Consider the following 24,338-nt stretch of genomic DNA (forward strand, 5'->3'; position numbering starts at 1 on the left):
ATGACGGATCGGTTCAGTCGAACCGGACCTGGTGGGCCCCAGGAACCGAGTCGTACCTCTCAGGCGCACTGGTGAGCACGACGATCTGACTCGTCCGAGCTCCTTGGGCGACCTCGGTGAGGATGTGCCTGACCCTCACCGGGTCTGAGTAGACCAAGGCATCGTCAAGAATCACGGGCACTCCGTCATCGGGGTCAATGAGGCGAGCCGCTGCCAGTCGGACCACCAGTCCCAGCTGTTCTCGGGCCCCTGATGACAGCTGATCCCATTCCAGGCGTGCGCCCTTGAGCTGGCGAGCCACCACCGTCAGCGTGGAGTCGATCTCGACGTGGAGATCTTGACCAAACACCGCCCTACCGATCCGGTCGATCTCGCTGGTGAACGGGGCCACGTAGGACTGGCGCACCTGGTCGAGGTGACGGCTGAGGGTGTCGTACAGCAGCTTCGTCGATCGTGCCCGGCTTTCCAGCCCGGCAACGCGTCGGGAGAGCTGGTGCTTCCTGCTGGTCAAGGCATCGACGTCGGCCTGGCGTTCCTGGCGACCCAGGCCCAGCAGCTGCCCCTTGAGCTCCAACTGACGATCGGTGTCCTCCTTGAGGCGAGCGGTTGCCTTGCTGAGAGCCAGCTGGCTCCCCTCGGCCTCGGCGTGGACCTGGTCAGGGTTACGTTCGGCGAGGGTGGCTGCGGCGCGGTCGGCGTCGGCCTTTGCGACGCGGTCCTTCTCCTCGGCGGTCGTGAGGGCGTCGAGGAGGGCGTCGTCCGGGATGGTTTCCCGTGCGGCGGCAAGTTCCTCGGCGAGTCGGGCAACGGTCTCAGCCGCATTGTCGAGGTCGATATTGGCGCGGAATGCCTTGTCGTGGGCTTCCGCGCCACGTTTGTCCACCGCTTTGACGCGGGCCTGGGCCTGGCGTTCGGCATTACGAGCGTCGTTGGCCGTGGCGACGGCGTCATCCTCCAGCTTCTGGGCTTCCGAGGCCGGGAGGGAAACCTCCTCACTGGCCTGGTCGGCCAGCGCCTCGAGTTCCTGAATGGTGCTCTCGCCCTGCTCACGCTCCAGCTGTTCTTGCCAGGAGGCGAGGTTTGACTGGAGAACCTTGCGCTCGGCCATGCGGGCCTCGGCCTGTTCCAGACTGGCCACGCCGAGCTCCGCGAGGAGGGACACGACCGCGTGGTGCGCCTTCTCCGCGTCACGTCCCAGGTTCATGACCTCGGAGGTGGGGGAGATTCTCAGCCGCCAGGCATCGCCCATCTCCATGACGAGCTCGCCGTCGACGCTGCGCTGGCTCGTCTGGCCGACGGGCAGGTCAAGCTCGGTGCCGTCGATCCGTAGTGGATCTTTCCCGTCCAGGTGCTCGATGATGAGCTGGGTGCTCGCCAGCGCCGCTGCTTCCCGGGCGAGGTCGTCGGCCTTGACGGCTTTCTTGAGCTTGGTCAGCAGCTGGTTCGTCACCTTCTCGGATTCGAGACGGTGCTGTCCTGCGGAGATGCGCTCCTTGAGCTCGGTGACCCGGTCCAGTTTCTTGCGTGCCTTGGTGGCCTCCTCCCTGGCTCGCACGGCGGCGAGGGTACGTCGTGCTTCCTCCTGCGCAGTCTCGGCCTCAGCGACCTTGGACGTGGCGTCGTCGAGGGCGCCCTGGGCCTGCGCGAGTTCAGTGGCGAGGGCCCGGCCCCTCTCGGTGTTCTCGGTGGCCAGCTGCTTGCACTGCTCGTGTCTGTCGCGAGCTGCGGTGAGGCTGGCAACGAGTGTGACTCGCACCTCGTGAGCGGATGTGGCCTCGGCGTGATGCTGCGCCGCGTCCTTGGCGGCGCGACTGGTGGCCTCAACCTCCGCCTCCAACTCGGTGAGACTGTCGAGAGCAGCCTTGGCCTGTTGACACTCGATCGTCTTCGATGCCACCACGTCGTGGTCGTGACGGATCTGCTCATTGATCCTGCTCAGGGCCTCGACGACCTCGTCGACCTCCTTGAGACGCGCAGCGGCCTCCTCGAGTTCCTCACTGACCGCATTCAGTTGCTCCCGCTCCTGGAAAGCTCCCTTGCGTTCCTTGCCGGTGGTGGGTTGGTAGTACACCTCGTACTCGGCACGGACTCGGTCCATGAGACCACCGATCGAGCCTTCGTCGGGTTTCTGACCGCCCGTCTGTTCGAGCGCTGCTGTCAGGGCCGTGGAGGAGTCCAACCGCAGTGGCGACAGGCCGCTGGCCTGCATGAGCCGCAGGGCATTCCACAGCGTCATGTCCGCACCAGCGAGCAGGGTCTCCATCGTCTTGACGGCCTCGTCGCCGGTGATGATCTGCCCGGCCCGCGGACCGGAGATGAACCTCAACGAGGACTCCTTGTCCGTGAGGAAGCTCTTGCGGTGGACGAAGCGATGCTCACCGATGGTCATCTCGGCCTCGACGACGACCGGGAGCGACGTGCCGTAGGGCTGGGCCTGTCGGACTTCCTGCGCCTTCGAGGAGGCCTTGTACTTGGTGCCGAGAACCAGGTCCAGCGCCTCGACCATTGAGGTCTTTCCCACCTCATTGGGGCCGGTCGCCACGACGATTCCCGCATCGGGCAACTCCAAGGTGCGCTCATCAATGGCCTTGAAGTTCTCGACATGGATGCGATGCAGCTTCATCGGGACACCTCCGCAGGGTGGGTCGCGGTCGCGGGATTCTCTGCGTTCACGAGACGGTGCAGGAGGGTCAGGGCTGCGACGGCGTCCTCGTTGGTGGCACACATGTCTGACAATTCCTCAGCAGCATCCCTCACCCAGTTCGGCAGATCGGCGCCGGCCAGGCTGGCGTCATCCCCGACGACGGTGAGATCGTGGCGGTTCTCACTGGGCTCCAAGCTCGCGAAGACCGTCTCGTGGTCGGCAATGATCTCGTCGAGCTCGGCCTTCTGGGAGATGGTGAGCTGGCCGTGCAGGTCATAGCGGATGATGGTGCGGTCCCGGTGGTCGAAGGACTTGAACCGGTCCGTCAAGGCCTCCAGGTCTGCCTCGCCGGCGACCTCCTGGCTGATCCGGGCGTGCAACCAGGTGCCAACCTCGATCGTCGTGCAGGTGAGAGGGTCGGTGAGATCGACGACGACTGCTGTGCCGACGGTGTCCTCGTCGAAGCTCGTCGTCTCCTGGGTGCCGCTGTAGCGAATTGCAGCGTGGTCGTCGCCGACCGGCCATGCGATGTGGCGGTCTCCCAGAGCGACGTACGTCAACGCGCCACGGGCAATGGCGTTGTCCAGAGGAGCCCGCGAGATGAGGGCTTCCCGGGTGTCACCCGACAACCCCTCCAACTGGCCGTGACCAACCAGGATGCGAGGGGCCTGGGTGGGCTCCAGACTGGTGGCGAGTTCTGCCAGTGGATCCGTCGATGGGTGCCGGGTCGTCAGGGGAGCGGCGACGATCGTCGCGATGACGGAGCCATTGGCATCAGTGACGTCGACTTCCGTCTGATCGCGCAGGACGTGGACATTGTCGGGGCAGCGACGGGTGAACTCCGTTCCATCCCACAAGCATCCGGGCTCCAGGCTGTCGTGGTTTCCCGGGAGGAGATACACGGGCAGACCGATGGAGGCCATCGCCTCGCAGCTACGGGCGATGATTTGAGCAGAAACGTTCTGGGTCTCGAAGACGTCGCCGGCCACGACGACGAAGTCGCATTCTTCCTGCCGGGCGACCTCGCCCAGTCGGCGCACCGTCTCTATGCGATCGGCAGTGAATCGTGCCTGCGGGTCGTCGTCGCCCCGCTTGGACAGATAGTGCCGAGTCATCCCCAGTTGCCAGTCCGAGGTATGGAGGAATCTCGTCATGGCTACACGGTAGGAGACGACGCGGACACTTCTGCGCAACGGATGTTCCGTCAGTGTTCTGGCTTGTCACGTCAAGGTTTTGGTGGAGTTGTGGCAATCAGTTCTGCTTGATGGCGCTGATCTCGAGTTCCAGGGCAACCTCGTCGGACACCAGCATGCCGCCGGTCTCCAGAGCGGCGTTCCAGGTCAGGCCGAAGTCCTTGCGGGAGATCTTGGTGCGTCCCTCGAAACCGATGCGGGTGTTGCCGAACGGGTCGAGAGCCTCGCCACCGAACTCGAACGGGATCGTCAGGGACTTCGTCACTCCCTTGATGGTGAGGTCGCCGGTCAGCTCGAGGATGTCGTCGGTGATGGCAGCCGAGGTGGAGCGGAACGTCATGGTGGGGTGGTTCTCGGCGTCGAGGAAGTCGGCGGACGTCACGTGAGTGTCCCGGTCGGCGTTGCCCGTCGTCAACGATGCCGTCTGGGCGGTGACCTCGACGGACACGCTGGAGGTGTCGGAACCGTTGCCCGAAGCGGTACCGGCGAACTCGTCGAAGGATCCACGTACCTTGGTGATCATCGCGTGGCGGGTGATGAAGCCCAGACGGGAGTGGGCAGGGTCGATGGTGAAGGTGCCGTTGACAGCGGTGACGTCAGTCATGTGATTCTCCTCGTTCTCCGGATGTTCTGATTGATGTGTCAACTATGATGGCAGAAGAAAGGTGACACGTCAATAACAGGAAGTTTCCAGGGCTCTGGCGTGCCTACTGGGCCCCTATACTCAGTGACAAAGGAGGCACAGTGACAGAGGATCGCACCGTGTGGCTGGATGATCACCAACAGCGCGTCTGGCGCCTGTGGTTGGAAGTGACGACGACCCTGCCAGCCGTGCTCAATCGTCAGCTGTCGCGCGACTCGCAGCTGTCCGTGCAGGATTTCGAGGTCCTCGTCCGGCTCTCGGAGGCCGACGACGCTGAGATGAGGGTCGTCGCGCTGTCGGAGCACATGGGATGGGAACGGTCGAGGCTGTCCCATCACCTCACCCGTATGGAGAAACGCGGTCTCGTCGAGCGTCGTGTCTGTTGCTCCGATGGCCGCGGAGCCATCATTCACCTCACCGATCAGGGGATGACGGCGTTGCAGCAGGCTGCCCCGGGTCATGCGGCCTTGGTGCGGCGGGTTGTCTTCGGTGGTTTGGACCACGGTCATCTCGACGACCTGGAGACCATTCTCAGCCGCATGTGCGACGGCCTCGTCAAGGAGGAGAGGAGCCAGCTGGCCGATCCTGAATGACCCTCGAAGGTCGGTCGTGTCAGTTGTGGTCCGTCCCACCTACGGAAACAGCAGTCTCCAGTCAGTGGACTCGGCCCTAACATCAACCTCACCCACACGCAGGTGAGGAGCGACCATGGCCACACAGACGACGGACGTCACGCGGGCGTCCACGGGCCCTGCCGGAGGCAAGCCCCGGATGAAGGGCCGTCATCTCGTGATGATGAGCCTTGGCTCGGCTATCGGAACCGGGCTTTTCGTCGGCTCTGGCAAAGGGGTTGCGGCGGCTGGTCCGGCCACCCTGGTGGCATACGACGTCGCCGGTCTGCTCGTGATCGTCATCATGTACATGCTCGGCGAGATGGTTGCGGCCGATCCCGATTCCGGCGCCTTCTCGGTCTACACCTCGCGTGCCATGGGCCCGGCTGCCGGGTTCGCAATGGGCTGGGTCTGGTGGATCGAGTTGGTCATCGTCGTCGCGGCCGAGGCAATCGCAGCGGCGGCAACCCTCGTCGCGATGTGGCCGATAGCGCCGGTGTGGCTGCTCACACTCATCTTCCTGGTCGTCCTGACGGCCATCAACTTGCTGGGGGTCGACCGCTTCGGGGAGTTCGAGTTCTGGTTCGCCCTGCTCAAGGTGGCCGCCGTCCTCGTCTTCCTCGTCATCGGCGTGCTGCTCATCTGTGGCGTATTGGCAGCTCCCGCAGCCGGAGCGTCCAACCTCGTCGAGCACGGTGGGTTCATGCCCAACGGGTGGTCCGGTGTCGCAGCCGCCCTCCTCATGGTGACCTTCAGTTTCGGTGGCATCGAGATCATGGCCGTGGCCGCTGCCGAGACCGAGGACCCGGCTCACAACGTCTCCCGCGCGGTCCGGACCATCGTCTGGCGAATCCTGCTGTTCTACATGGGTTCGGTGGCCATCATGGTCATCGCGGTTCCCTGGGACGACCCCAAGCTCGGTACCTCCCCCTTCGTCGCCGTGCTTGACCGCGCCGGTATCCCGGCCGCTTCCGAGATCATGACCCTGGTCATCGTCCTCGCCCTGCTCAGTTCCCTCAACGCCAACCTCTACGGCGCAGCCCGAATGTTCGGCTCCCTGGCCGAGCGTGGCATGGCTCCCCGCGCCGCGACGCGGACGAGGGGACGGTCGGTGCCTGCAGTAGCCGTCCTCGCCAGTGTGCTCTTCGGATTCTGCTGCGTGCTGGCGACCTTCAAGTGGGGTGACGCCGTGCTCGGGACCCTGCTCAACATCGTCGGCTCGACGATCATCGTCACCTACTTCTTCACGATCTGTTCCCAGTACGTGCTGCGTCGTCGGGTTGAGAGCGAGGGCACTGAGCTGCCGATGCGCATCAAGGGATTCCCAGTGGTGTCCTGGGCCTCGATGATCCTGTTGATGGGCATCATCGTGCTGGGGATGTTCGCGCCCGATGTGCGCGCCCAGTTGCTGTCAACCGGTGGTCTCGTCGTCGTGCTGTACCTCGTCGGGGTCGCATGGTCGCTCCACGATGGACGCAGCCCGTTCCGCCCGACGACTGACTGAGGGCGGGCTGACCCGGACGGGACCGGTCGAGATCAGGCGGGCGAGGGGCCCGGGTCCTCCGGCGGCTCGGGCGACCGGGCGAGGAGTTCCCGCTTGCGGTCCCCAGCCCGAATGACCTCCGGGACGATCTTGGTCGACGCCGCGGCACGCACCCGGTCGGAGGCCGTTGCCGTCGCCTGGGGTGTCGTGGACGCGGATTCAGGGGATTCCACGACGACGGGCCGGGCCTCTGTCCTGCCCAGGATCGGCTTGCCGAGAACTGGTTTCTTCGGCAGGGCGGTCTTCGTGCCGTCGGTGTTCTTGGTTGCCGGTTCATCGGTGAACGGCTTCGGGCTGGCCACCTCGTTCTCGGGCTTGGCCTCGGCTGGCTTCGTGACGCGACCCATGGCGTGGACGCGACGACCTTCCAGGCGGTCCTTGAGCTGGGAGGTGTAGATCGAGGTGTCTGCGACCACTCGTCCAGCCACGGCGACGGCAATCATGCCGGGAGCCAGCATCGACAGGTTCCCGGTCATCTCGCCGACCATGAGCAGCATGCCGAGCGGGGCGTGGGCCACCGATCCGAAGCAGGCGATCATGCCGACGATGACGAAGCTCATCGGTGAGGACGGGATACCCGGCAGGCCTTCGAGGAGCCGCCACAGCGCAGCTCCGGTGGCGCCGCCGATGACCATGCCGGGGCCGAAGACGCCACCCGAACCACCCGAGCCGATCGACAGGGTCGTCGAGAGGATCTTGGCGAACGGGATCGCCAGCACCATGAGAAGGGGCATACGCATGAGGTTGTCGGCGAACATCTCCTGCTGCACCGATCCGTAACCGGTTCCCAGGGCGGCCGGAATGACCAGGCCGAGCAGGCCGACGCCGAGGCCGCCGATGGCGGGGACGAGCCAGCCAGGAACCTTCTCGAGCCGGCCGAACAACGTGGTACCGCCGTAGAAGACGCCGACGTAGAGCTTGCCCATGAGGCCGGCAGCCAGGCCGAGCAGAACGTACCAGATGAGCTGTAGGGGCTGGGAGAACTGCACCCCACTCAGCGATCCGAAGATCGGCTCGAAACCGTAGACCGATCCGAAGACGGCGAAGGCGACGATCGAGGACACCAGGGACGGCATGATCGCGTCGGATTCCATGTCGTCGCGATAGAGCAGTTCAGCACCCAGCAGGGCGCCACCCAGCGGAGCACGGAAGATTGCGCCGATGCCCGACGCGGTCGCTGCCGAGACGGCGATGCGGGCGTCCGGTGTGGTGATCTTGAGCTTTTTGCACAGCGAGGAGATGACGGTGGCGCTGATCTGGGCGGTGGGGCCCTCACGACCACCTGAGCCTCCGGAACCGATCATGAGCGACGAGGCGATGATCTTGACGGCCGCGACCTTGCCCTTGAGTGCCGTCGGGTCGTGGTGGACGGCGTGAATGGCGTTGTCAGTGCCGTGACCCTTGGCAGTGGGGGCGACGAAGTGCACCAGGATGCCTGAGACCAGCGCGCCACCGGTGACGATCAGTGGGATGGCCCAGGGCCGGGTGAGGCCGGTTCCCGGCTTGCCGCCTCCTTCACCAAGGGTGCCCGGCGGGGTGTACCCACCCAAGGTCTCCAACAGGTAGTGGGTACCGGTTTCCAGACAGAAGAAGAAGATGATGGCGCCGATACCCGAGACGATCCCGATGACCGTGCCCATGAGCAGCCATCGGTTGAGGGAGTCTCGGAAGGCTTTCGGGCGGTGCGGGACGAGGGCGCGGCGCAGACGTCTCAAACGTTTGGCCCACGCGGCTCGGGCCTCGGGATGGACGGCGGTCTCGGTCATTGCTGGCTGGGGTCCTCTGGGCAGGAGCGATCGGAAGTGGGAGTGCCGTGGCCACTGGCCTCGGCGGCGCGGGTGAACAGGGTGAACCCGGTGACGACGGTCTCGATCTGTCCTGGTTCCAGATGGTTGAGCAGGTCGATGAGCTGACGTCGACGATGCTCGTTGACGTCCTGGACGAGCTCTGAGCCACGCGGGGTGAGGGAGAGGACGTTGGCGCGACGGTCGTGGGGGTCGGGGGAGCGGTCGATGAGTTTCTTGGTGACGAGGCGCTCGACCATCCGCGCGATGGTTGAGGAGTGAACCTCCAGGTCTTGGGCCAGGTCGACCCCGCGCGTCACCCCTGCGTCGATGAGAACGAGAAGTCGGTACTGGGGGGCACTGACGTCCTCGGCAAGTTCGACGAGGGATCGGGCCGCGACGTCGACGAGGGCCCATGACGCCTGCAGCGCCGTCTCGACATCGGCATGGTTGGGATTCAATCCCTCCGATGTCGTTGCGCCCTGCGATATCTGCACAGCGCAAGTGTTGCACACTGCATCAATGTGTGCGACCTCCTGTGGCGGCGGGTCGTGCTCACCTACAGTGATGCCATGGCTCGCATCATCGTCACCACGCCGCAGCTCATGTCCGTTGTCAACGAGGAACTTCCCGGTCACGAGACGGTGGGAGGCGACCATTTCATGGATCGCCAAGAACTCGCCGACCGGATCCCCACCGCCGACGCACTCCTGACGAGCTTGTCCGACCCTCTCGACGCCGAGATGATCGGGAAGGGCGAGAAGCTCAAGGTCATCGGACAGTGCGCCGCTGGGTTCAACAACATTGACCTTGACGCAGCAAGGCGAGCCGGAGTCGTCGTCACCTCGACCCCGGGCGTCCTTCATGAGGCCACAGCGGATCTTGCCTTCACCCTGCTGCTCGAGGTCACCCGTCGCACCGGCGAGGCGGAGCGCTGGGTGCGCGCCGGCAAGCCTTGGCGTTACGACCACACCTTCATGCTGGGTGCCGGGGTGCAGGGAGCCACCCTCGGCATCATCGGCCTGGGGCAGATTGGCGAGGCCATGGCCCGACGCGGTGCTGCGTTCGGCATGAACGTCATCTACAACGCCCGCCACGAGAAGGATGTCGCAGCGATCGACGCGGTCAACCCGAACACCCAGCCGACTCGTCGCGTCGAGCTGGACGAGCTCTTCGCCACCTCTGACGTCGTCTCCCTGCACTGCCCGCTCACCGACCAGACCCGCCATGTCGTCAATGCTGACGCCTTGGCTGCCATGAAGGAGACCGCCTACCTCGTCAACACCGCTCGTGGTGCATGTGTTGATGAAGCTGCTCTCGTTCAAGCCCTCAAGGCTGGGTCGATCGCCGGTGCCGGACTGGACGTCTTCGAGGACGAACCGACGATCACCGCGGACCTGCTGACGATGGACAACGTCGTGTTGCTGCCACACATCGGATCAGCTGCCCTGCCGACCCGCGAGGCCATGAGTCGGCTGGCTGCTCGCAACATCGCCAAGGTGCTGTCCGGGGAGCCAGCTGAGACTCCGGTGGAGTGACCCGTTCGCTCACAGCGTTGCGACCGCGAGCCCGGCTCCTGTCGGCAGGGCTGTGTTGTCGGGGCCTGGCTCAGCTGTGTCGGGCGGTACCGACGAGATCACGTGATGACGCGGCGGAAGTTACTCCAGAGCGGGGTTGAGTGGCTATTCCCGCAATTGTCGTTCCATTATTTAAACAAGCTATTTTTTGCCTATATTCCGACGTCGGAAACGCGCTACGGGCGAGCGAAAACCGCGCCATGAGGCCGTTTGCACGTCTGTTCCCAGGGGTCTGCACGAACATGCACAAAAGCCGGTTCAAGTGGTTGTGACCCATTGTTTTCCCTAACCTTGACGAGTACCTGGCAACGGTGGCGGGGCAGCGATAACCCCTTACGTCACACCCCACATGCCGGATGTTTTCGAAGGGAGCATTCAATGAGGACCATGGACGCAGACGTCGTCGTCATCGGTGGCGGTGCCACCGGTGCGGGCGTCGTGCGGGACGTCGCGATGCGTGGATACCGCGCCGTTCTGTTGGACAAGGCCGACCTCGGCCAAGGAACCACCGGTCGTTACCACGGCCTGCTCCACTCCGGTGGGCGATATGTCGTCTCGGATTCCGGGTCGGCAACGGAGTGCGCCGAGGAAAACGAGATCGTCACCCGGATCCACGCTGATGCCGTTGAGAAGACTGGCGGCCTCTTCGTGGTGACCCCCGAGGATGACTTGGAGTTCTCCGATCAGTGGGTCGAGGGCGCCAAGAAGTCCAAGGTGCCCTTCGAGGAGATTTCCACTACGGAGGCACTGCGCCGCGAGCCCCGCCTCAACCCTGGCATCAAGCGTGCCTTTGCTGTTCGCGACGGCTCGGTGGATGGCTGGCAGATGGTGTGGGGTGCTGCGCACTCCGCCATTGAGTACGGCGCCAAGGTGATGACCTACACCGCTGTCACCGAGATCATCCGCGAGGGTGACCAGATCAGCGCTGTCGTCGCCCACGACCTGAAGCACGACGAGCAGATCCGCATCGACTGCAAGTTCGTCATCAACACCGCCGGTCCGTGGGCCGGACGTATTGCCGAGCTCGTCGGCTGCCACGACGTCGACGTCGTCCCGGGTCGCGGCATCATGATCGCCATGAACCACCGCTTGGTGAACACGGTTGTCAACCGCTGTATCTACCCGGCTGACGGCGACATCCTCGTGCCGGTGCACACCGTGTCAATCATCGGCACCACCGACGTCAAGGCCGATGATCCGGAGCGTCTGTCCATCCCGCGCAACGAGGTGCAGCAGATGCTCGACTCCGGCGAGGCCCTGGTCCCCGGATTCCGCGACGCCCGAGCCGTGCACGCCTGGGCCGGTGCCCGCCCGCTGTTCAAGGACAAGCGGGTCTCCGCCACCGACACTCGTCACATGTCTCGCGGCATGAGCATTCTTGACCACGGTTCCCGCGATGGCGTCAACGGCATCGTGACGATCATCGGCGGCAAGCTCACCACCTACCGTCTGATGGCCAAGAACGTCGTCGACGTCATGTGTGAGCAGTTGGGTGACGATCGTCCCTGCCGCACCGCCGAGGAAGTCGTGCCCGGTTCGACCGCCGGCAAGAACTACCTCATCACCCATCGTCTGGGCGAGAACGAGGAGCGTCGCGCGAGCACCGGTCTGGTTCGCGGTGGCGATCCCGAAGCCGTCCCGATGTCTAAGAAGCTCGACGACCAGATCATCTGTGAGTGTGAGCTGATGAGCCGCAAGATGTTCACCGACTTGCTGGCCGAGCAGCCCGACGCCACCTTCGACGACCTGCGTCGTCAGCTGCGTCTGGGCATGGGCCCCTGCCAGGGCGGCTTCTGCTCGATGCGCGCCACCGGCGTTGCCGTCGAGGAGGGTAACATCGACGCCGAGCGCGCCACCGGTCTGCTGCGTCTGTTCCTCAAGAACCGGTGGATCGGCCTGTGGCCGATCCTCTACGGCGAGCAGGTTCGTCAGACTGCCCTCGATGACTGGATCTTCCAGGGCACCTTCGACGTCGAGCACCTTCCCACCCCGCAGCAGGAGGTCGAGCTGTGAGCACCGCAACCGTTACCACCTCATCGCCGACCTCCGACCGCTTCAAGGCGCCGCACGTCGTCGTTGTCGGATCGGGCTTGGCCGGCCTGACCGCCGCCCTGCGTCTTCGCCGTGGTGGCGCCCGTGTGACCCTCGTCACCAAGGGTGTCGGCGGCCTGCAGCTGGGCCAGGGCACCATTGACGTCCTCGGTTACACCCCTGAGCGCGTCGAGAAGCCTTACGAGGCCGTCAAGAAGTACGCCTCCGAGCATCCCGAGCACCCCTACGCCAAGATCGGCGTGGAAGCTGTCAAGGAGGGCATCGACTTCCTGTGTGAGGTCGTCGGTGAGTCCTTCCTGGTCGGCGACGCCGAGTCGACGATCAATCTGCCGACCGCTGTTGGCGCGATCCGTCCTACCGCCCTGGTCCCGCCGTCGATGATCAATGGCAACCTCAAGGACGGCGACACGGTCGTCGTCATCGGCCTGGCTCAGTACAAGGACTTCCACGCCGGCCTCATCGCCCAGAACATTGACCGCACTGAGCTGCCCGGCGGTGGCCATGCCTCCGCCCGCGCCGTCGTCGTCGACTTCGAGCCCCGCGAGGGTGAGTACGACGCTTCCGGCCTGAACATGGCTCGCTCCCTCGACAACGCCCGTACCCGACGGGTGCTGGCCGAAAGTCTCAAGGGGTTCATCAAGCCCGGTGAGATCGTGGCGTTGCCGGCCGTCCTCGGCATCGACAACCACGACGAGGTTCTGGCCGACTTCAGCAAGATCCTCGGCGCCAAGGTGTTCGAGATCGCCTCCCTGCCGCCCTGTGTGCCCGGCATGCGTCTCAACAACAAGCTCGTCGTGATTGCCAAGAACGAGCGCGTCGACTACATGCTCGGCTCCAAGGTCACTGGTTGCAAGGTTGTCGACGGCAAGGTCGTCTCCGTGCATGTCGGCACTGCCGGCTCCGGCAAGGACATCAAGGCTGACGCCGTCGTCCTCGCCGGTGGCGGCTTCGAGTCCGGAGCCCTCAAGCTCGACTCCCACGGCCAGCTGCACGAGACCATCCTCGACCTCCCGGTCACCATGCCGGATGGCGTCAAGGAGGAGGATTTGATCCACGGCGACTACTGGGGCTCGGCGCAGCCACTGTTCCAGTGCGGCGTTGAGGTCGATGACAACATGCTCGTCACGTACCAGGGCAAGCCCGTCCATTCCAACGTCTACGCCGCCGGCAGCGTCATCGCCGGTGCCACCAGGTGGCAGGAAAAGTCGGGTGAGGGCATCGCCCTCGGCTCGGCCATCAAGGCCGCAGATGCCATCCTGTCATCGGTCGGGGCCGGTGCCGCGGCCAAGGAAAGGAACTGATCATGGGTGTTATCGAGGAGACATTCGCCGGACACGAGGCCTCGCGTCAGTCGCTCGACGCCTGCGTCAAGTGCACGATCTGCGAGACGATGTGCCCGGTTGCCAAGGCCACCCCGCTCTACACCGGACCGAAATACAACGGTCCGCAGGGTGAGCGTTACCGCGATGGAGCTTCCGTTGATCACTCCCTCGAGTGGTGCAACTTCTGCGGTATCTGTACTCTGCACTGCCCGCAGGGCGTGAAGATTGCCGAACTCAACGAGCAGGCCTCCGCCAAGATGAAGCACCAGAATGGTGTTCCGCTGCGTGACCGCCTCATCCCGTTGACCACCCTTGAGGGACGCGTGTTGTCCCCGATTGCTCCGCTGGCCAACTGGGGCCTCAAGCAGAAGGCGATTCGCATCGCCGTCGAGAAGATCATCAAGGTCCACCGCGATGCGCCGATGCCGACCGCTCAGACTGAGACCCTGAGCAAGTGGATGCGTCATCATAAGCCGGCCAAGCCGGCCACCAAGGGGCCGATCGTCTTCTTCCAGGGCTGCGCTGGCGGCTACTTCGAGACTGAGACCTCCAAGAAGTCCATCGAGGTTCTTGAGCACCTGGGCTACGAGGTGCTCGTGCCGAAGCAAGGCTGCTGCGGCCTGGCCAAGCAGTCGAATGGCCTGTTCGAGGGTGCCACCAAAGACATCCTCAACCTGTGCGACAAGATCATCAGCCTCGGGAAGGGGCTGACGATCGTGTCCTCGTCGGGTTCCTGCGTCGGAATGATGAAGCATGAGGCTCACGAGATCATGGGTGTTGACGATCCTCGTCTGCACGACGTGTCGGTGCGCTCTCGGGACTTTTCGGAGTTCCTCATGGATGAGTACCGCAACGGCGAGCTCGACGCCTCACAGTTCCGTCCGGTCGACATCACAGTTCCCTACCACCAGCCTTGCCAGGTCAAGAGCCAGGGCATGGGATTCCCGGCCGTGCAGCTCATGGAGCTCATCCCGGGCGTCAAGGTGCTGGAGTCCAATGAGCCGTGCTGTGGCATCGCCGGTACCTACGGGCTGAAGGCCGAGCGCTACGAGGTTGCTCAGAAGATCGGTGCAGGTGTGTTCAAGCACATGCAGGATCACAACGAGGGCATCGGCGTGTGTGACACCGAGACCTGCCGTTGGCAGATCTCGAAGTCCTCGGGAGTGAAGATCGTCCATCCGGTGTGGTTGCTGCACCACTCCCTCGGACTGTCGGACAACCTGCTCGACTGATCGAGGAGACCTACTGAGCCAGACCGCTCCTCGATGGTGGGGCTCAGTTTCGCCGGACCCCTGTGATCCGGAGTCGGCCGGGACCTGCTGTGGGGGCGGGTCCCGGCCTTTGTACGTTCCCTCCCACCTGGCGTCGAAAAATCCCGACTCGCGAAGGGCTCACATCATTGGAGTGATACGACCCTTCGCGAGTCGGGATTTTTCGTCACGGTGAGCCAGGTGTGTGAGACGCGTGGTCCAGAAGGCGTCCTTCACGGCACCCGGCTGGCTTGATTCCTACTTCCGAGGCCCGGACACCGTCGGGTCCCTCGGGATCCACCACCGCCAGGGAGCGTTGACGTTTCTGCTGATTCCCACCCGGGGGCCTTGACGAAATTCGACCGCGTGGTCCGCGGGCTGAAGCCGCCATCCCGACGTCGAGGTGGCGACGGGGCTGATGAGCTCCACCGGGTCCCCGGACTCGTCGAGGGTTGCTCCCAGGGCCGAGCCCATATTTCCCGGTCCGCAGGCGAGACGGTTCTCGGGGACTCCTCCGCGGCGAAGGCGAGCGTCGTTCTCGCCGGCGACCACCCGTCCGCCGCGCAGCAGCACTGCCGAGGCCACACCATCGGGGGAGCAGACGAGGTTCACGCAGCGATGGATGCCGTAGGACAGGTACACGTAGACGTGGGAGGGCGGTCCGAACATCACGCGGGCACGTGGAGTCGGTCCACGGAAGGCATGGGATGCGGGATCGTCGAGCCCCATGTACGCCTCGACCTCGGTGAGGCGGACTCCCACCGGTCCGTGCCAGATCGTCGCCCCGAGGAGTGAGGGGGCAACGTCAGTGGCGGGCGCCGACAGGTCGATCATTTCGTGGCGTCGCACAGGATGTTGCAGGGGGTGCGGGTCGCAGCAGTCACGGGCCATGCGCCGATCTTCTTCGCCAATCCGTGGGAGGCGCCAAAGGCACCCAGGTAGGTCGCTCCCAGGGTGTCGGCGACCTCGGCGGTGTTGACGTCTTCAGCCTTGTTCAACTTCATAACCCGAGTCTAGGTACCGAACCGGGCGGTGCCACCCAGATGAAGATGAGAATGATAACCATCAAAATAGTTGTATATACAAATCTCCTGATATACAGTCGTGGACATGAGCAAGAACGTGGAATCGGGGGAATTCGACCCCGTCGTTCGGCTGTTCTCCGCCTTGGCGAATCCGATTCGGGCACGGATCGTCAATCGCCTCACTGATGGTGAGGCATCGGTTGGAGAACTGTCGGAGATCGTCGGCGTCAAGCAGCCGCTGGTCTCCCATCACCTCAAGGTGTTGCGAAGCGCGCATCTCGTATCTGCGCGTAAGGACGGGCAGAAAGCCATGTACTCGCTCATTGACGACCATGTGGCGTCCATCTTTCTGGACGCCTTCAACCACATGAAGGAGCACGACCATGACTGTCACCACTGAGCATCGTCCCGCTGAGACCCACCACCACACCCACGGCCCGAACTGCGGCCACGAGGCTGTCATCCACCACGACCACGTGGACTACATCCATGACGGTCACGCTCACCACGAGCACGACGGCCACTACGACGAGTGCACCACCTGTCAGTGTGGACACTGCGACGATTCCTGCGCCAACTGCAGCTGCAAGGAGTGCACCTGCCCGACGTGCGATCACAAGGAGTGCGAGTGCGGTCACTGCAGCGATTCCTGCGGTAACTGCACCTGCGATGACTGCGCCTGCCCGACCTGCCAGCACGCCGCCTGAGTTCATTTTCTCCAGCTACGCACGTCAACTGAACCCCCGGCAAAACCGGGGGTTCAGTTGTGTTCTGAGCCATCCGCAACGGTGCGGGTGACTGGTGAGGATCGTCACAGCGTGATGACGACCTTGCCGATCATGGCCCCGGACTCGACGAGCTCGGTGGCCTCGCGGACGTGCTGAGCCGTCAGTCCCTCGATCTGGCGGGTCATCGTCGGGCGGATCCGGTCATCCTCCACCAGCTGCGCGATACGAGCGAGAACTTGTCCCTGTTTGGCGACGTCGGCGGTGCCGAACTGTGGACGTGTGAACATCGACTCGCTGGTCACCGACAGCGACTTTGGTTTGAAGGCCATGAGGTCGAAGGAGTCGGTGCCGTCGATCATGACGAGGTGGCCGAAGGGAGCCATGATCTCGGCCAGCACGGCCGCCGGCGGGGTGTAGGCCGACAGGATGCCGTCGAAGCCGTCAATCCCGGCGTCCCTGACCTGCGGGGCCAGGGGTTTGCGGTGGTCGATGATTCCGGTGGCGCCCATGTCGCGACACCACTGGGCGGTTTCTGGACGCGAGGAGGTCGCGACGACCGGTCCGCTGGTGATGGTGCGGGCGAGCTGGATGGCCGCGGATCCGACTCCGCCGGCCCCTCCGATCATGAGGAATGCCTTGTCATTGCGCTGGTCCGGGGTCCCCAGACCAATGTGCTCGACGAGTGCCTCCCAGGCCGTCAAGGTGGTCAGCGGCAGAGAGGCAGCCTCGGCGATCGTCAGCGATGACGGACGCCTCGCGACGATCCGCGAATCCACCAGGGTGAACTGGGAATAGGTGCCGGGATGGCCGCGGCTCCCGGAGTGCCACACCTCGTCACCCACGGCGAAGTCGTGGACTTCTGAGCCGACGGCACGTACGACGGAAGCGGCATCGAAACCTAGCACCAGGGGCGTCGACGGGGTGCCAGCTCCGTTGCGCAGTTTGACGTCAATGGGGTTGACGGAGACCGCCTGTACTTCGACGAGGAGGTCGTGCGGACCCGGTTCGGGTACCGGCAGGTCAATGTCAACGAAACACTCGGGATCGGTGACGGGCAGGGAGCGTGTGACGGCGACGGCATGCATGCTTTCCATGTCCCCACGGTAGTGCCGAGCGGGTTGATTGAGTACTGCGATCAGTTGACATCCGACCGAGCCAGGAGTCTCAGCGCTGCATGTCGACGAATCGCGAGTAATGGCCCTGGAAGACGACCTGAACCGTTCGCGTCGGTCCGTTGCGGTGTTTGGCGACGATGATGTCAGCCTCCCCGGCGCGCGGGGACTCCTTGTCGTAGACGTCCTCGCGGTGCAGAAGGATGACGACGTCAGCATCCTGCTCCAACGAGCCCGACTCACGCAGGTCGCTCATCATCGGTTTTTTGTCATTGCGCTGCTCAGGCCCTCGGTTGAGCTGGGAGAGTGCGACGACTGGGATCTCCAACTCCTTGGCCAACAGTTTGATCTGGCGTGAGAACTCGGAGACCTCGAGCTGACGAGACTCCACCTTCTTGCCGGAGGTCATGAGCTGCATGTAGTCGATGACGACGAGTTTGAGGTCGAACTTCTGCTTCATCCGGCGGGCCTTGGCGCGGATCTCCATCATCGTCAGGTTGGGGGAGTCGTCGATAAAGAGCGGGGCCGATGAGATCTGGGTGGTCTTGTCGACCATGCGCTGCCAGTCCTCCTCGGAGAGACGACCGGAGCGCATGCGCTGCAGCTCGATCCCAGCCTCCGCCGACAACAGCCTCATGACGATCTCGTTGCGACCCATCTCGAGGCTGAAGATGGCCGCTGCCAGATGGTTCTTGATCGCAGCAGCGCGGGCGAAGTCCAGGGCGAGGGTGGACTTTCCCATGGCAGGACGGGCGGCGACGATGATCATCTGGCCAGGCATGAATCCGTTGGTGAGCTCGTCGAGATCAGTGAATCCGGTGGGGATGCCGGCCATGGCGTCGCCGCGGGCCTCGATGGCCTCCAGCTCGTCGAAGGTGTTCTCGAACAGCTCGGAGAGCGGGTGGTAGTCCTCGCTCGTCTTGCGGGTGGAGACGTCGTAGAGGGTTTGTTGGGCGGCGTCGACGATGTCGGCGACCTCTCCCTGGCCCTGGTAGCCCATCTGGGCGATTCGGATCGACGCCTCGACCAAGCGACGCAGCACGGCTTTGTCGGCCACGATCTTGGCGTAGTACGTCGCGTTGGCGGTGACGGTGACGTTGCTCAGCAGCTCGGCGAGGTACAGACGTCCACCGGCGCGTTCGAGTTCCCCACGACGATCGAGCTCGTCGGCGGTGGTGACGGTGTCCGCCGGGTCGCCGCGACCGTAGAGGTCGGTGATGGTGTTGAAGATGAGCTCGTGTCCGGGTCGGTAGAAATCGACACCTTTGAGCTCCTCGACGACGTCGGCGATGGCGTCCTTGGAGGAGAGCATGGCTCCGAGAACGGACTTCTCGGCGTCAAGGTCCTGGGGAGGGTTGCGGTCCAGGGATGGTCCGGGTTCGGCGGGTGCGCTGGACATGACTGCTCCTTCAGGGTGACACGGGGTGACGGATATCTCGACGTTTACCGTCAGGGCGAGGACAACGTTCCAACCTCGCTCCGACACCTTCCCGAGTGGGAGTGTGTCACGATTTCGGATCGCCTGCAGGTGAGTTTTCCACAGCCCCTGTGGGTAAGGAGTCGATGCGTGTGGACTGCTTGGGGAAACCGTGTGGACAACTCAGCGGATCTGGGGATGTGGCGTGGATTACTCGCCTGGAAAGGACTTCTGACCAGGGGTGATGGTGACGTAGTGAGGAAATGGACGAAAGTTTTCGGCGTGTCGGTTTGGGGATGAGCCACGTCATGGGTGCGGGTAACGGTGGTGTCACCAGCTCGAAAGCCCCCTGTAAGCAGACTTATCCACAACGTCTGTGGATAGTGGACAGTGGCCTGTGGGGCCGGTCAGAGCGGGATTTGGGGGTGGTTGGCTCGGGTGCGTCGGTGTGTTGCGAAAACCCCCGGTCCGGGAAGCGCAGAGTCACTGGGGTGAACCGAGACGAGGCGAGCCGACGAAAATCATCAACCAGCGTCGAACTGCTGTGCCGTCGGGCCACCCCTCCTCTCAAGCGGGGTCTTGAGATCGGTGAGGCGACCCTTGCTTCAGATACCCCCAGAGGGTATTCTCCTCATGGAGGAGGACCATGACCCACTCGGATGACTGCTGTCACACCCCTGAGCCGATCCCCGCTCGTCGCGATGTCGAGAAATGGACGTCGAGCGACGCGTGTGGAGGTTGCGGCTGCCATGACCACCCCCAACACGGGTACCTCGGACACAAGGAGATGCATCTGCGTCGCCTCAAGCGAATCGAGGGGCAGGTGCGAGGCCTCGAGAGGATGGTCGATGAGGAGAAGTACTGCATCGACATCCTGACCCAGGTCTCAGCAGTCACCTCGGCCCTGAAGTCAGTGTCCCTGGAGCTGCTGGCCGAGCACATGAGTCACTGTGTGGTTCGTGCCGCGCAGGCCGGTGGACAGGAGGCTGAGGACAAGATCACCGAGGCAAACCAGGCCATCGCCCGCCTCGTCAAGGCCTGATCCCGAGCACACTGGAGGAACAATGCACAAGACGTACACCATCAACGGAATGACCTGCGAGCACTGTGTCAACGCCATCACCGAGGAGGTCTCGGCCATCAGCGGCGTCGACAAGGTCACCGTCTCCCTGGAGTCTGGCTCCATGACGATTGATTCGGCCGAGGAGATCTCCTTCTGCAAGGTTGCCGACGCCGTTGACGAGGCCGGCGAGTACACCGTTGCCGAGGCTGCCTCCCTTGACACCGCCGGACACCCGGGTGGCCAGTGCGGATGCGGTGGCCACGGACACGGTGCCCAGCCGGTCGAGGAGTCCGGGTGTGGCTGTGGCTGCGGCGGACACAAGGCCTGAGCCACCGACGCGTCGTCCCGCTGAGGACAGCATCCACTCGACCTCGGGCCTCGGGGCCTGACCGCACATCGCCGTCAGGCCCCGACCCCCGAAGTCGACCTCTCCTCCTACCCCAACACACAGCCCGTCAGCCTCCCAGCCACTCGAGCGGTCGGATGATGCCGCCTGCCCCGACGCCCGGGATTCCGACGGGTGGTCCACGAAGGAAGAACATGTCCACCCTCACCCACTCGGGCACCAAGCCTGAACCGGACGAGGAGACGGAGCCCACCTCCGTCGACCTCGACATCACCGGGATGAGTTGCGCCTCCTGCGCCGCCCGGATCACGAAGAAGCTCAACAGGGTTGACGGAGTCCAGGCCACCGTCAACTACGCCACCAGCAAGGCTCACGTCCTCACGACCGGGCCGGTCAGCGTCCAAGACCTCATCAAAGTGGTCGAGAAGGCTGGTTATGGCGCCGCTCTGCCTGAACCCGTCGCACCTTCCGATGACCCTGCGGCGAAAATTCGCAACAGACTGACCGTTGCCGTCATCCTCGCGGTGCCAGTGATGGTGCTGTCGATGATTCCTGCATTGCAGTTCGACGGCTGGCAGTGGGTCACACTCGCGCTGGCCCTCCCGGTCGTGTTCTGGTGTGGGGCCGGCTTCCACCGAGCCGCATGGACGAATCTGCGACACGGCGCCACCACGATGGACACCCTCATCAGTCTGGGGTCGTTGGCCTCTCTGGGGTGGTCGGTATGGGCGCTTGTGTGGGGCAATGCCGGCGAGATCGGCATGCGGCACCACATGACCTGGGCACTACAACGCCCCGATCCCTCATCGGCCATCTACTTGGAGGCGTCGGTTGGTGTCATCACCTTCATCCTCGTGGGTCGTTGGATCGAGGCTCGGAATCGTGCCGAGGCCGGGTCTGCGCTGCAGGCGCTGTTGCGGATGGGCGCGAGATCGGTACGAGTTGTCAGAAATGGCAAGGAGGTCACCGTCCCGATCGAGGCCCTCAAGGTGGGGGATCACTTCGTGGTGCGACCGGGGGAGAAGGTCGCCACTGACGGCTGGGTGGTAGAGGGAAGCTCTGCCATCGACGCATCCCTGGTCACTGGTGAATCCCTGCCGGTGGAAGTGACGCCGGGGGACGACGTCGTCGGTGCCACCGTCAATACGTCCGGGCATCTTGTCGTGGAGGCCACAGCGGTTGGCTCGGACACTGAGTTGTCCCGCATCGCTTCCTTGGTCGAGGCCGCCCAAACCAGCCGTTCCGAGACCCAGGACCTCGCCGACAAGGTCTCCTCGATCTTCGTGCCGACGGTTCTCGCCATCTCCGTGCTGACGATGATCGTGTGGGGTCTGCTGGACCAGGGAGTCACTGCTGCCTTCACTGCAGGTGTCGCAGTGCTCATCATCGCCTGCCCCTGTGCGCTGGGTCTGGCGACCCCGATGGCCCTGCTTGCCGGTACTGGGCGCGGAGCTCGGCTGGGCATCGTCATCAAGGGAGCCCGGTCCTTGGAGAGGGCTCGCGGTATTGACGTTGTCGCGATGGACAAGACCGGAACCCTGACCACCGGGCAGATGGCCGTTGCCCGCGTGTGGGACGAGTCCGGACGTGTGATGAACATTTTCGACAACCCGACCGCCCTCGTCGTCGCGGCAGCGTTGGAGGCTGGGTCGGAGCACCCGATTTCGCGGGCCGTGGTCGAGGCATGCCCTGGAATTGCCCCCGCAGAGGACTTCCAGGCCCTGCCGGGCATGGGCGTGAGCGGAGTCGTTGACGGGCTGCCTGCGAAGGCCGGTCGGGTGTCGCTTTTCGACACCATTCCCGATGCGTTGGCGAAAAATGTCGAGCGAGCCCAGGCCGAGGGTCGCACGGTGCTCGTTGTTGGTCGAGGTGACGACATTCTCGGTGCCATCGCAGTGAGTGATGAGATCAAGCCGGAGGCCGTCATCGCCGTCAAGCGTCTCCTGGACGCCGGTGTGCGCCCGGTGCTGGTGACTGGTGACAATTTCGGTGCTGCCGCGCGTGTGGCGTCAGAACTGGGCATCGACGAGGTCATCAGCGAGGTCATGCCCGAGGACAAGGTCGACGTCGTCAAGAGGCTGCAGGCGGCCGACACCCGCGTCGCGATGATGGGTGATGGCGTCAATGACGCTGCTGCCCTTCAGGTGGCAGATCTGGGCGTCGCCATGGGGACAGGTACCGACGTCGCCATCGCGGCCAGCGACATCATCTGCACCCGGGGAGACCCGCGGCTCGCCGTCGATGCCCTGCACCTGGCACACGCCACGGATCGCACCATTCGGCAGAATCTGTTCTGGGCCTTCGCCTACAACGTGGTGGCCATCCCGGTGGCCGCGGTTGGTCTGTTGAGCCCGGTCATCGCGTCGGCAGCCATGGCCTTCAGCTCGATCTTCGTGGTGATGAACTCGATGAGACTGGTGCGTTGGGAGTCTCGAGTGAGCGATTCACGGTGAGAAGCTGAGATGGATCCACGAAGTTCGCTCTCAGCGATACAGAGCCCATAAGCCGCTATACGACGCGGTTTCTCGTGGTTCTGCGCCGGCTTCCCATCCTGCGCGGACTCCGAATGACACGCTCCAGAAGCGAGCGAATCTTAAGTTTCTCAGCAAATCTTTGGATTCTCCGGGTGAACTGTTCTAGTGTAAGGGCCGTGCATCCCACCGGAGGCACGTTGGCGCACGCCAGATGTGGCTGCCGCCGATCCCCGTACCGGGCCCTGAGCCCCCGATACTGAAGTGGTCGAATGTCGAAAGTTGTAGCCTCCGCGATTGCTGGAGCCCTCAGCCTTACCTCGGCTGGCGGTCTCACGATGGTCCAGGTGCTTGATCGAGACACCGTGACCTTCTCCGTGGACGGAGTCTCCCAGCAGGCCAAGGTCAAACCAGGCACGGTCAAGCAGGCCCTCGCCCAGCGTGGGATCACTGTTGGTCCCCATGACGACGTCCAGCCTTCGCTGGACTCCGAGATCCACGACGGTCAGGTCATCACCGTCAACTACGGACGTCGCGTCGTCGTCACCATTGACGGCAAGAAAGTGGTTCGATGGACCACTGCCAAGAACGTCTCCGAGGTGCTGGATCAGCTGAACCAGTCTGATCCGGACAACCTCGTCTCGGTCTCGCGTTCCCTGGACATCTCCAGGGCCGGTCTGTCGTTCTCCATGCAGACTGCCAAGGACGTCACGGTTACCGCTGGCGGTAAGACCCAGAAGGTGACCGCAGTCGGAACCGTTGCCGACGCCCTCAAAGCCGCCAAGGTTTCCTACGACTCCAATGACGTCAGCAAGCCGGGTCTCGCCACCCCGCTGGCTGACGGCATGAAGATCAACCTGACCAAGGTTGATCAGAAGTCCCAGAAGCGTCGCGTGGCAGTCCCCTTCCCCACCAAGAAGGTCGAGGACTCCTTGATGACCAAGGGCGAGACCAAGATCACCACCAAGGGCGTCAAGGGCACCAACGAGGAGATGTGGACCGTCGTCTACAAGGACGGCAAGAAGGTTTCCGAGAAGAAGGTTTCCGCCAAGGTCGTCAAGGCCCCGGTGACCCAAGTTGTCAAGGTCGGTACCAAGAAGGCTGCATCCACTCCCTCCCGTTCGAATGGCGGATCCGCGGCGTCCCGTTCGAATGGCGGGTCCACGTCGAACCCGGTGACCAGCGGTAGTACCTGCGTGGCCTCCACCTACGGCGAGGGCGATGGCACCGCCGGTGGCCCTACCGCATCCGGTGAGACCTTCAACCCGTCGGCTCTGACCGCCGCTTCGCGGACCCTCTCGTTGGGATCCACGATTCGTGTCACCAACGTCAGCAACGGTCGTACCGTGACCGTGCGTATCAATGACCGCGGTCCCTATGTCGGTGGTCGTTGCCTCGACCTGTCGACCGCTGCGATGAATGCCATCGCTCCCGGACAGGGCCTGGTGACCGTCCGCTACAGCTGATTCAAGGCTTTACAAGAAGGGCCCCGTCATGTGACGGGGCCCTTCTTGTTGGTTGTGGGCTCGGGCGACGGATGCCCGCATTCGGGCGAGC

Annotated in this window: 20 protein-coding genes and 1 pseudogene; 12 read left to right on the forward strand and 9 right to left on the reverse strand. The window is 63.9% G+C overall.

Translation table 11 applies throughout. The annotated features are described in order from the left end of the window. Positions 1-13: 13 nt before the first annotated feature. The 3 genes from ACUCCZ_RS11405 to ACUCCZ_RS11415 all read right to left on the reverse strand — a co-directional run bounded on the left by ACUCCZ_RS11405 (position 14) and on the right by ACUCCZ_RS11415 (position 4,441). Positions 14-2,623, reverse strand: a complete 2,610-nt coding sequence (locus tag ACUCCZ_RS11405) for an AAA family ATPase (protein WP_435917569.1) — start codon at positions 2,621-2,623, stop codon at positions 14-16. After that, positions 2,620-3,798, reverse strand: a complete 1,179-nt coding sequence (locus ACUCCZ_RS11410; protein ID WP_435917568.1) for a metallophosphoesterase family protein — start codon at positions 3,796-3,798, stop codon at positions 2,620-2,622. The genes ACUCCZ_RS11405 and ACUCCZ_RS11410 overlap by 4 nt, the downstream gene beginning before the upstream one ends. Positions 3,799-3,895: 97 nt before the next feature. Beyond that, entirely contained in the window at positions 3,896-4,441 is a 546-nt protein-coding gene (locus tag ACUCCZ_RS11415; RefSeq protein WP_435917567.1) for a YceI family protein, read from the reverse strand. Positions 4,442-4,581: 140 nt separating this feature from the next. On the opposite strand from ACUCCZ_RS11415, the gene ACUCCZ_RS11420 reads away from it, so the two are divergent. Then, the gene (locus ACUCCZ_RS11420; protein ID WP_435917566.1) at positions 4,582-5,073 is read left to right on the forward strand and encodes a MarR family winged helix-turn-helix transcriptional regulator; all 492 of its coding nucleotides are present in this window, start codon (positions 4,582-4,584) and stop codon (positions 5,071-5,073) included. A gap of 115 nt (positions 5,074-5,188) precedes the next feature. After that, on the forward strand, positions 5,189-6,595 hold the full coding sequence (locus tag ACUCCZ_RS11425; protein ID WP_435917565.1) for an amino acid permease: 1,407 nt from the start codon (positions 5,189-5,191) through the stop codon (positions 6,593-6,595). Between the two features lie 32 nt (positions 6,596-6,627). Here ACUCCZ_RS11425 and ACUCCZ_RS11430 read toward each other — a convergent pair whose 3' ends face one another. Both ACUCCZ_RS11430 and ACUCCZ_RS11435 read right to left on the reverse strand, forming a co-directional pair. Continuing rightward, positions 6,628-8,400, reverse strand: a complete 1,773-nt coding sequence (locus tag ACUCCZ_RS11430; protein WP_435917564.1) for a chloride channel protein — start codon at positions 8,398-8,400, stop codon at positions 6,628-6,630. After that, positions 8,397-8,915 (reverse strand): MarR family winged helix-turn-helix transcriptional regulator, encoded by a 519-nt coding sequence (locus ACUCCZ_RS11435; protein WP_435917563.1) that lies wholly within the window; start codon positions 8,913-8,915, stop codon positions 8,397-8,399. Before ACUCCZ_RS11435 ends, ACUCCZ_RS11430 begins: the two co-directional genes overlap by 4 nt. A gap of 75 nt (positions 8,916-8,990) precedes the next feature. Here ACUCCZ_RS11435 and ACUCCZ_RS11440 point away from each other — a divergent pair, with 75 nt between their 5' ends. From ACUCCZ_RS11440 to ACUCCZ_RS11455, 4 genes are all read left to right on the forward strand, one after another. Beyond that, positions 8,991-9,956, forward strand: a complete 966-nt coding sequence (locus tag ACUCCZ_RS11440; protein ID WP_435917562.1) for a 2-hydroxyacid dehydrogenase — start codon at positions 8,991-8,993, stop codon at positions 9,954-9,956. A gap of 417 nt (positions 9,957-10,373) precedes the next feature. Next, a complete protein-coding gene (gene glpA / locus ACUCCZ_RS11445; RefSeq protein WP_435917561.1) occupies positions 10,374-12,008 on the forward strand; it encodes an anaerobic glycerol-3-phosphate dehydrogenase subunit GlpA in 1,635 nt (544 codons plus the stop codon). After that, the gene (gene glpB / locus ACUCCZ_RS11450) at positions 12,005-13,348 is read left to right on the forward strand and encodes a glycerol-3-phosphate dehydrogenase subunit GlpB (protein WP_435917560.1); all 1,344 of its coding nucleotides are present in this window, start codon (positions 12,005-12,007) and stop codon (positions 13,346-13,348) included. The genes glpA and glpB overlap by 4 nt, the downstream gene beginning before the upstream one ends. 2 nt (positions 13,349-13,350) lie before the next feature. Then, positions 13,351-14,601 (forward strand): anaerobic glycerol-3-phosphate dehydrogenase subunit C, encoded by a 1,251-nt coding sequence (locus tag ACUCCZ_RS11455; RefSeq protein WP_435917558.1) that lies wholly within the window; start codon positions 13,351-13,353, stop codon positions 14,599-14,601. Between the two features lie 276 nt (positions 14,602-14,877). On the opposite strand, the gene ACUCCZ_RS11460 is transcribed toward ACUCCZ_RS11455, so the two are convergent. Both ACUCCZ_RS11460 and ACUCCZ_RS11465 read right to left on the reverse strand, forming a co-directional pair. After that, entirely contained in the window at positions 14,878-15,453 is a 576-nt protein-coding gene (locus ACUCCZ_RS11460) for a DNA-3-methyladenine glycosylase (protein WP_435917705.1), read from the reverse strand. Then, positions 15,450-15,623 carry a hypothetical protein gene (locus tag ACUCCZ_RS11465; RefSeq protein WP_435917557.1) on the reverse strand — a complete coding sequence of 58 codons (174 nt, stop codon included), beginning with the start codon at positions 15,621-15,623 and terminating at the stop codon, positions 15,450-15,452. The genes ACUCCZ_RS11460 and ACUCCZ_RS11465 overlap by 4 nt, the downstream gene beginning before the upstream one ends. A 106-nt stretch (positions 15,624-15,729) precedes the next feature. On the opposite strand from ACUCCZ_RS11465, the gene ACUCCZ_RS11470 reads away from it, so the two are divergent. Further along, complete coding sequence (locus tag ACUCCZ_RS11470; protein ID WP_036976361.1) at positions 15,730-16,044, forward strand: ArsR/SmtB family transcription factor; 315 nt, start codon at positions 15,730-15,732, stop codon at positions 16,042-16,044. Beyond that, complete coding sequence (locus ACUCCZ_RS11475; RefSeq protein ID WP_435917556.1) at positions 16,028-16,351, forward strand: hypothetical protein; 324 nt, start codon at positions 16,028-16,030, stop codon at positions 16,349-16,351. The genes ACUCCZ_RS11470 and ACUCCZ_RS11475 overlap by 17 nt, the downstream gene beginning before the upstream one ends. A gap of 104 nt (positions 16,352-16,455) precedes the next feature. On the opposite strand, the gene ACUCCZ_RS11480 is transcribed toward ACUCCZ_RS11475, so the two are convergent. Both ACUCCZ_RS11480 and dnaB read right to left on the reverse strand, forming a co-directional pair. Continuing rightward, complete coding sequence (locus tag ACUCCZ_RS11480) at positions 16,456-17,466, reverse strand: zinc-binding alcohol dehydrogenase family protein (protein WP_435917555.1); 1,011 nt, start codon at positions 17,464-17,466, stop codon at positions 16,456-16,458. Positions 17,467-17,536: 70 nt separating this feature from the next. Then, positions 17,537-18,883: a replicative DNA helicase gene (gene dnaB, locus ACUCCZ_RS11485; RefSeq protein ID WP_435917554.1), complete on the reverse strand. Its 1,347-nt coding sequence runs from the start codon at positions 18,881-18,883 to the stop codon at positions 17,537-17,539. A gap of 664 nt (positions 18,884-19,547) precedes the next feature. Between dnaB and ACUCCZ_RS11490 the strand changes: the two genes are divergently transcribed. From ACUCCZ_RS11490 to ACUCCZ_RS11505, 4 genes and pseudogenes are all read left to right on the forward strand, one after another. Next, a complete protein-coding gene (locus ACUCCZ_RS11490) occupies positions 19,548-19,943 on the forward strand; it encodes a metal-sensitive transcriptional regulator (RefSeq protein ID WP_462981540.1) in 396 nt (131 codons plus the stop codon). A 22-nt stretch (positions 19,944-19,965) separates the two neighbouring features. Then, positions 19,966-20,286: pseudogene (locus ACUCCZ_RS11495) on the forward strand (heavy-metal-associated domain-containing protein); the annotation flags it as partial. A 218-nt stretch (positions 20,287-20,504) separates the two neighbouring features. Further along, complete coding sequence (locus tag ACUCCZ_RS11500) at positions 20,505-22,763, forward strand: heavy metal translocating P-type ATPase (protein WP_435917552.1); 2,259 nt, start codon at positions 20,505-20,507, stop codon at positions 22,761-22,763. Positions 22,764-23,053: 290 nt separating this feature from the next. After that, the gene (locus tag ACUCCZ_RS11505) at positions 23,054-24,247 is read left to right on the forward strand and encodes a septal ring lytic transglycosylase RlpA family protein (protein ID WP_435917551.1); all 1,194 of its coding nucleotides are present in this window, start codon (positions 23,054-23,056) and stop codon (positions 24,245-24,247) included. The last annotated feature ends 91 nt before the right edge of the window (positions 24,248-24,338 follow it).

The organism is Cutibacterium nasicola (assembly GCF_052654715.2).

Bases quoted from the DNA above. Each gene is read 5' to 3' on its own strand.
- ACUCCZ_RS11405 (WP_435917569.1), bottom strand. From the start codon at position 2,623: ATGAAGCTGCATCGCATCCATGTCGAGAACTTCAAGGCCATTGATGAG.
- ACUCCZ_RS11410 (WP_435917568.1), bottom strand. From the start codon at position 3,798: ATGACGAGATTCCTCCATACCTCGGACTGGCAACTGGGGATGACTCGG.
- ACUCCZ_RS11415 (WP_435917567.1), bottom strand. From the start codon at position 4,441: ATGACTGACGTCACCGCTGTCAACGGCACCTTCACCATCGACCCTGCC.
- ACUCCZ_RS11425 (WP_435917565.1), top strand. From the start codon at position 5,189: ATGGCCACACAGACGACGGACGTCACGCGGGCGTCCACGGGCCCTGCC.
- ACUCCZ_RS11430 (WP_435917564.1), bottom strand. From the start codon at position 8,400: ATGACCGAGACCGCCGTCCATCCCGAGGCCCGAGCCGCGTGGGCCAAA.
- ACUCCZ_RS11440 (WP_435917562.1), top strand. From the start codon at position 8,991: ATGGCTCGCATCATCGTCACCACGCCGCAGCTCATGTCCGTTGTCAAC.
- glpA (WP_435917561.1), top strand. From the start codon at position 10,374: ATGAGGACCATGGACGCAGACGTCGTCGTCATCGGTGGCGGTGCCACC.
- ACUCCZ_RS11455 (WP_435917558.1), top strand. From the start codon at position 13,351: ATGGGTGTTATCGAGGAGACATTCGCCGGACACGAGGCCTCGCGTCAG.
- ACUCCZ_RS11460 (WP_435917705.1), bottom strand. From the start codon at position 15,453: ATGATCGACCTGTCGGCGCCCGCCACTGACGTTGCCCCCTCACTCCTC.
- ACUCCZ_RS11465 (WP_435917557.1), bottom strand. From the start codon at position 15,623: ATGAAGTTGAACAAGGCTGAAGACGTCAACACCGCCGAGGTCGCCGAC.
- ACUCCZ_RS11470 (WP_036976361.1), top strand. From the start codon at position 15,730: ATGAGCAAGAACGTGGAATCGGGGGAATTCGACCCCGTCGTTCGGCTG.
- ACUCCZ_RS11475 (WP_435917556.1), top strand. From the start codon at position 16,028: ATGACTGTCACCACTGAGCATCGTCCCGCTGAGACCCACCACCACACC.
- ACUCCZ_RS11480 (WP_435917555.1), bottom strand. From the start codon at position 17,466: ATGGAAAGCATGCATGCCGTCGCCGTCACACGCTCCCTGCCCGTCACC.
- dnaB (WP_435917554.1), bottom strand. From the start codon at position 18,883: ATGTCCAGCGCACCCGCCGAACCCGGACCATCCCTGGACCGCAACCCT.
- ACUCCZ_RS11490 (WP_462981540.1), top strand. From the start codon at position 19,548: ATGACCCACTCGGATGACTGCTGTCACACCCCTGAGCCGATCCCCGCT.
- ACUCCZ_RS11500 (WP_435917552.1), top strand. From the start codon at position 20,505: ATGTCCACCCTCACCCACTCGGGCACCAAGCCTGAACCGGACGAGGAG.
- ACUCCZ_RS11505 (WP_435917551.1), top strand. From the start codon at position 23,054: ATGTCGAAAGTTGTAGCCTCCGCGATTGCTGGAGCCCTCAGCCTTACC.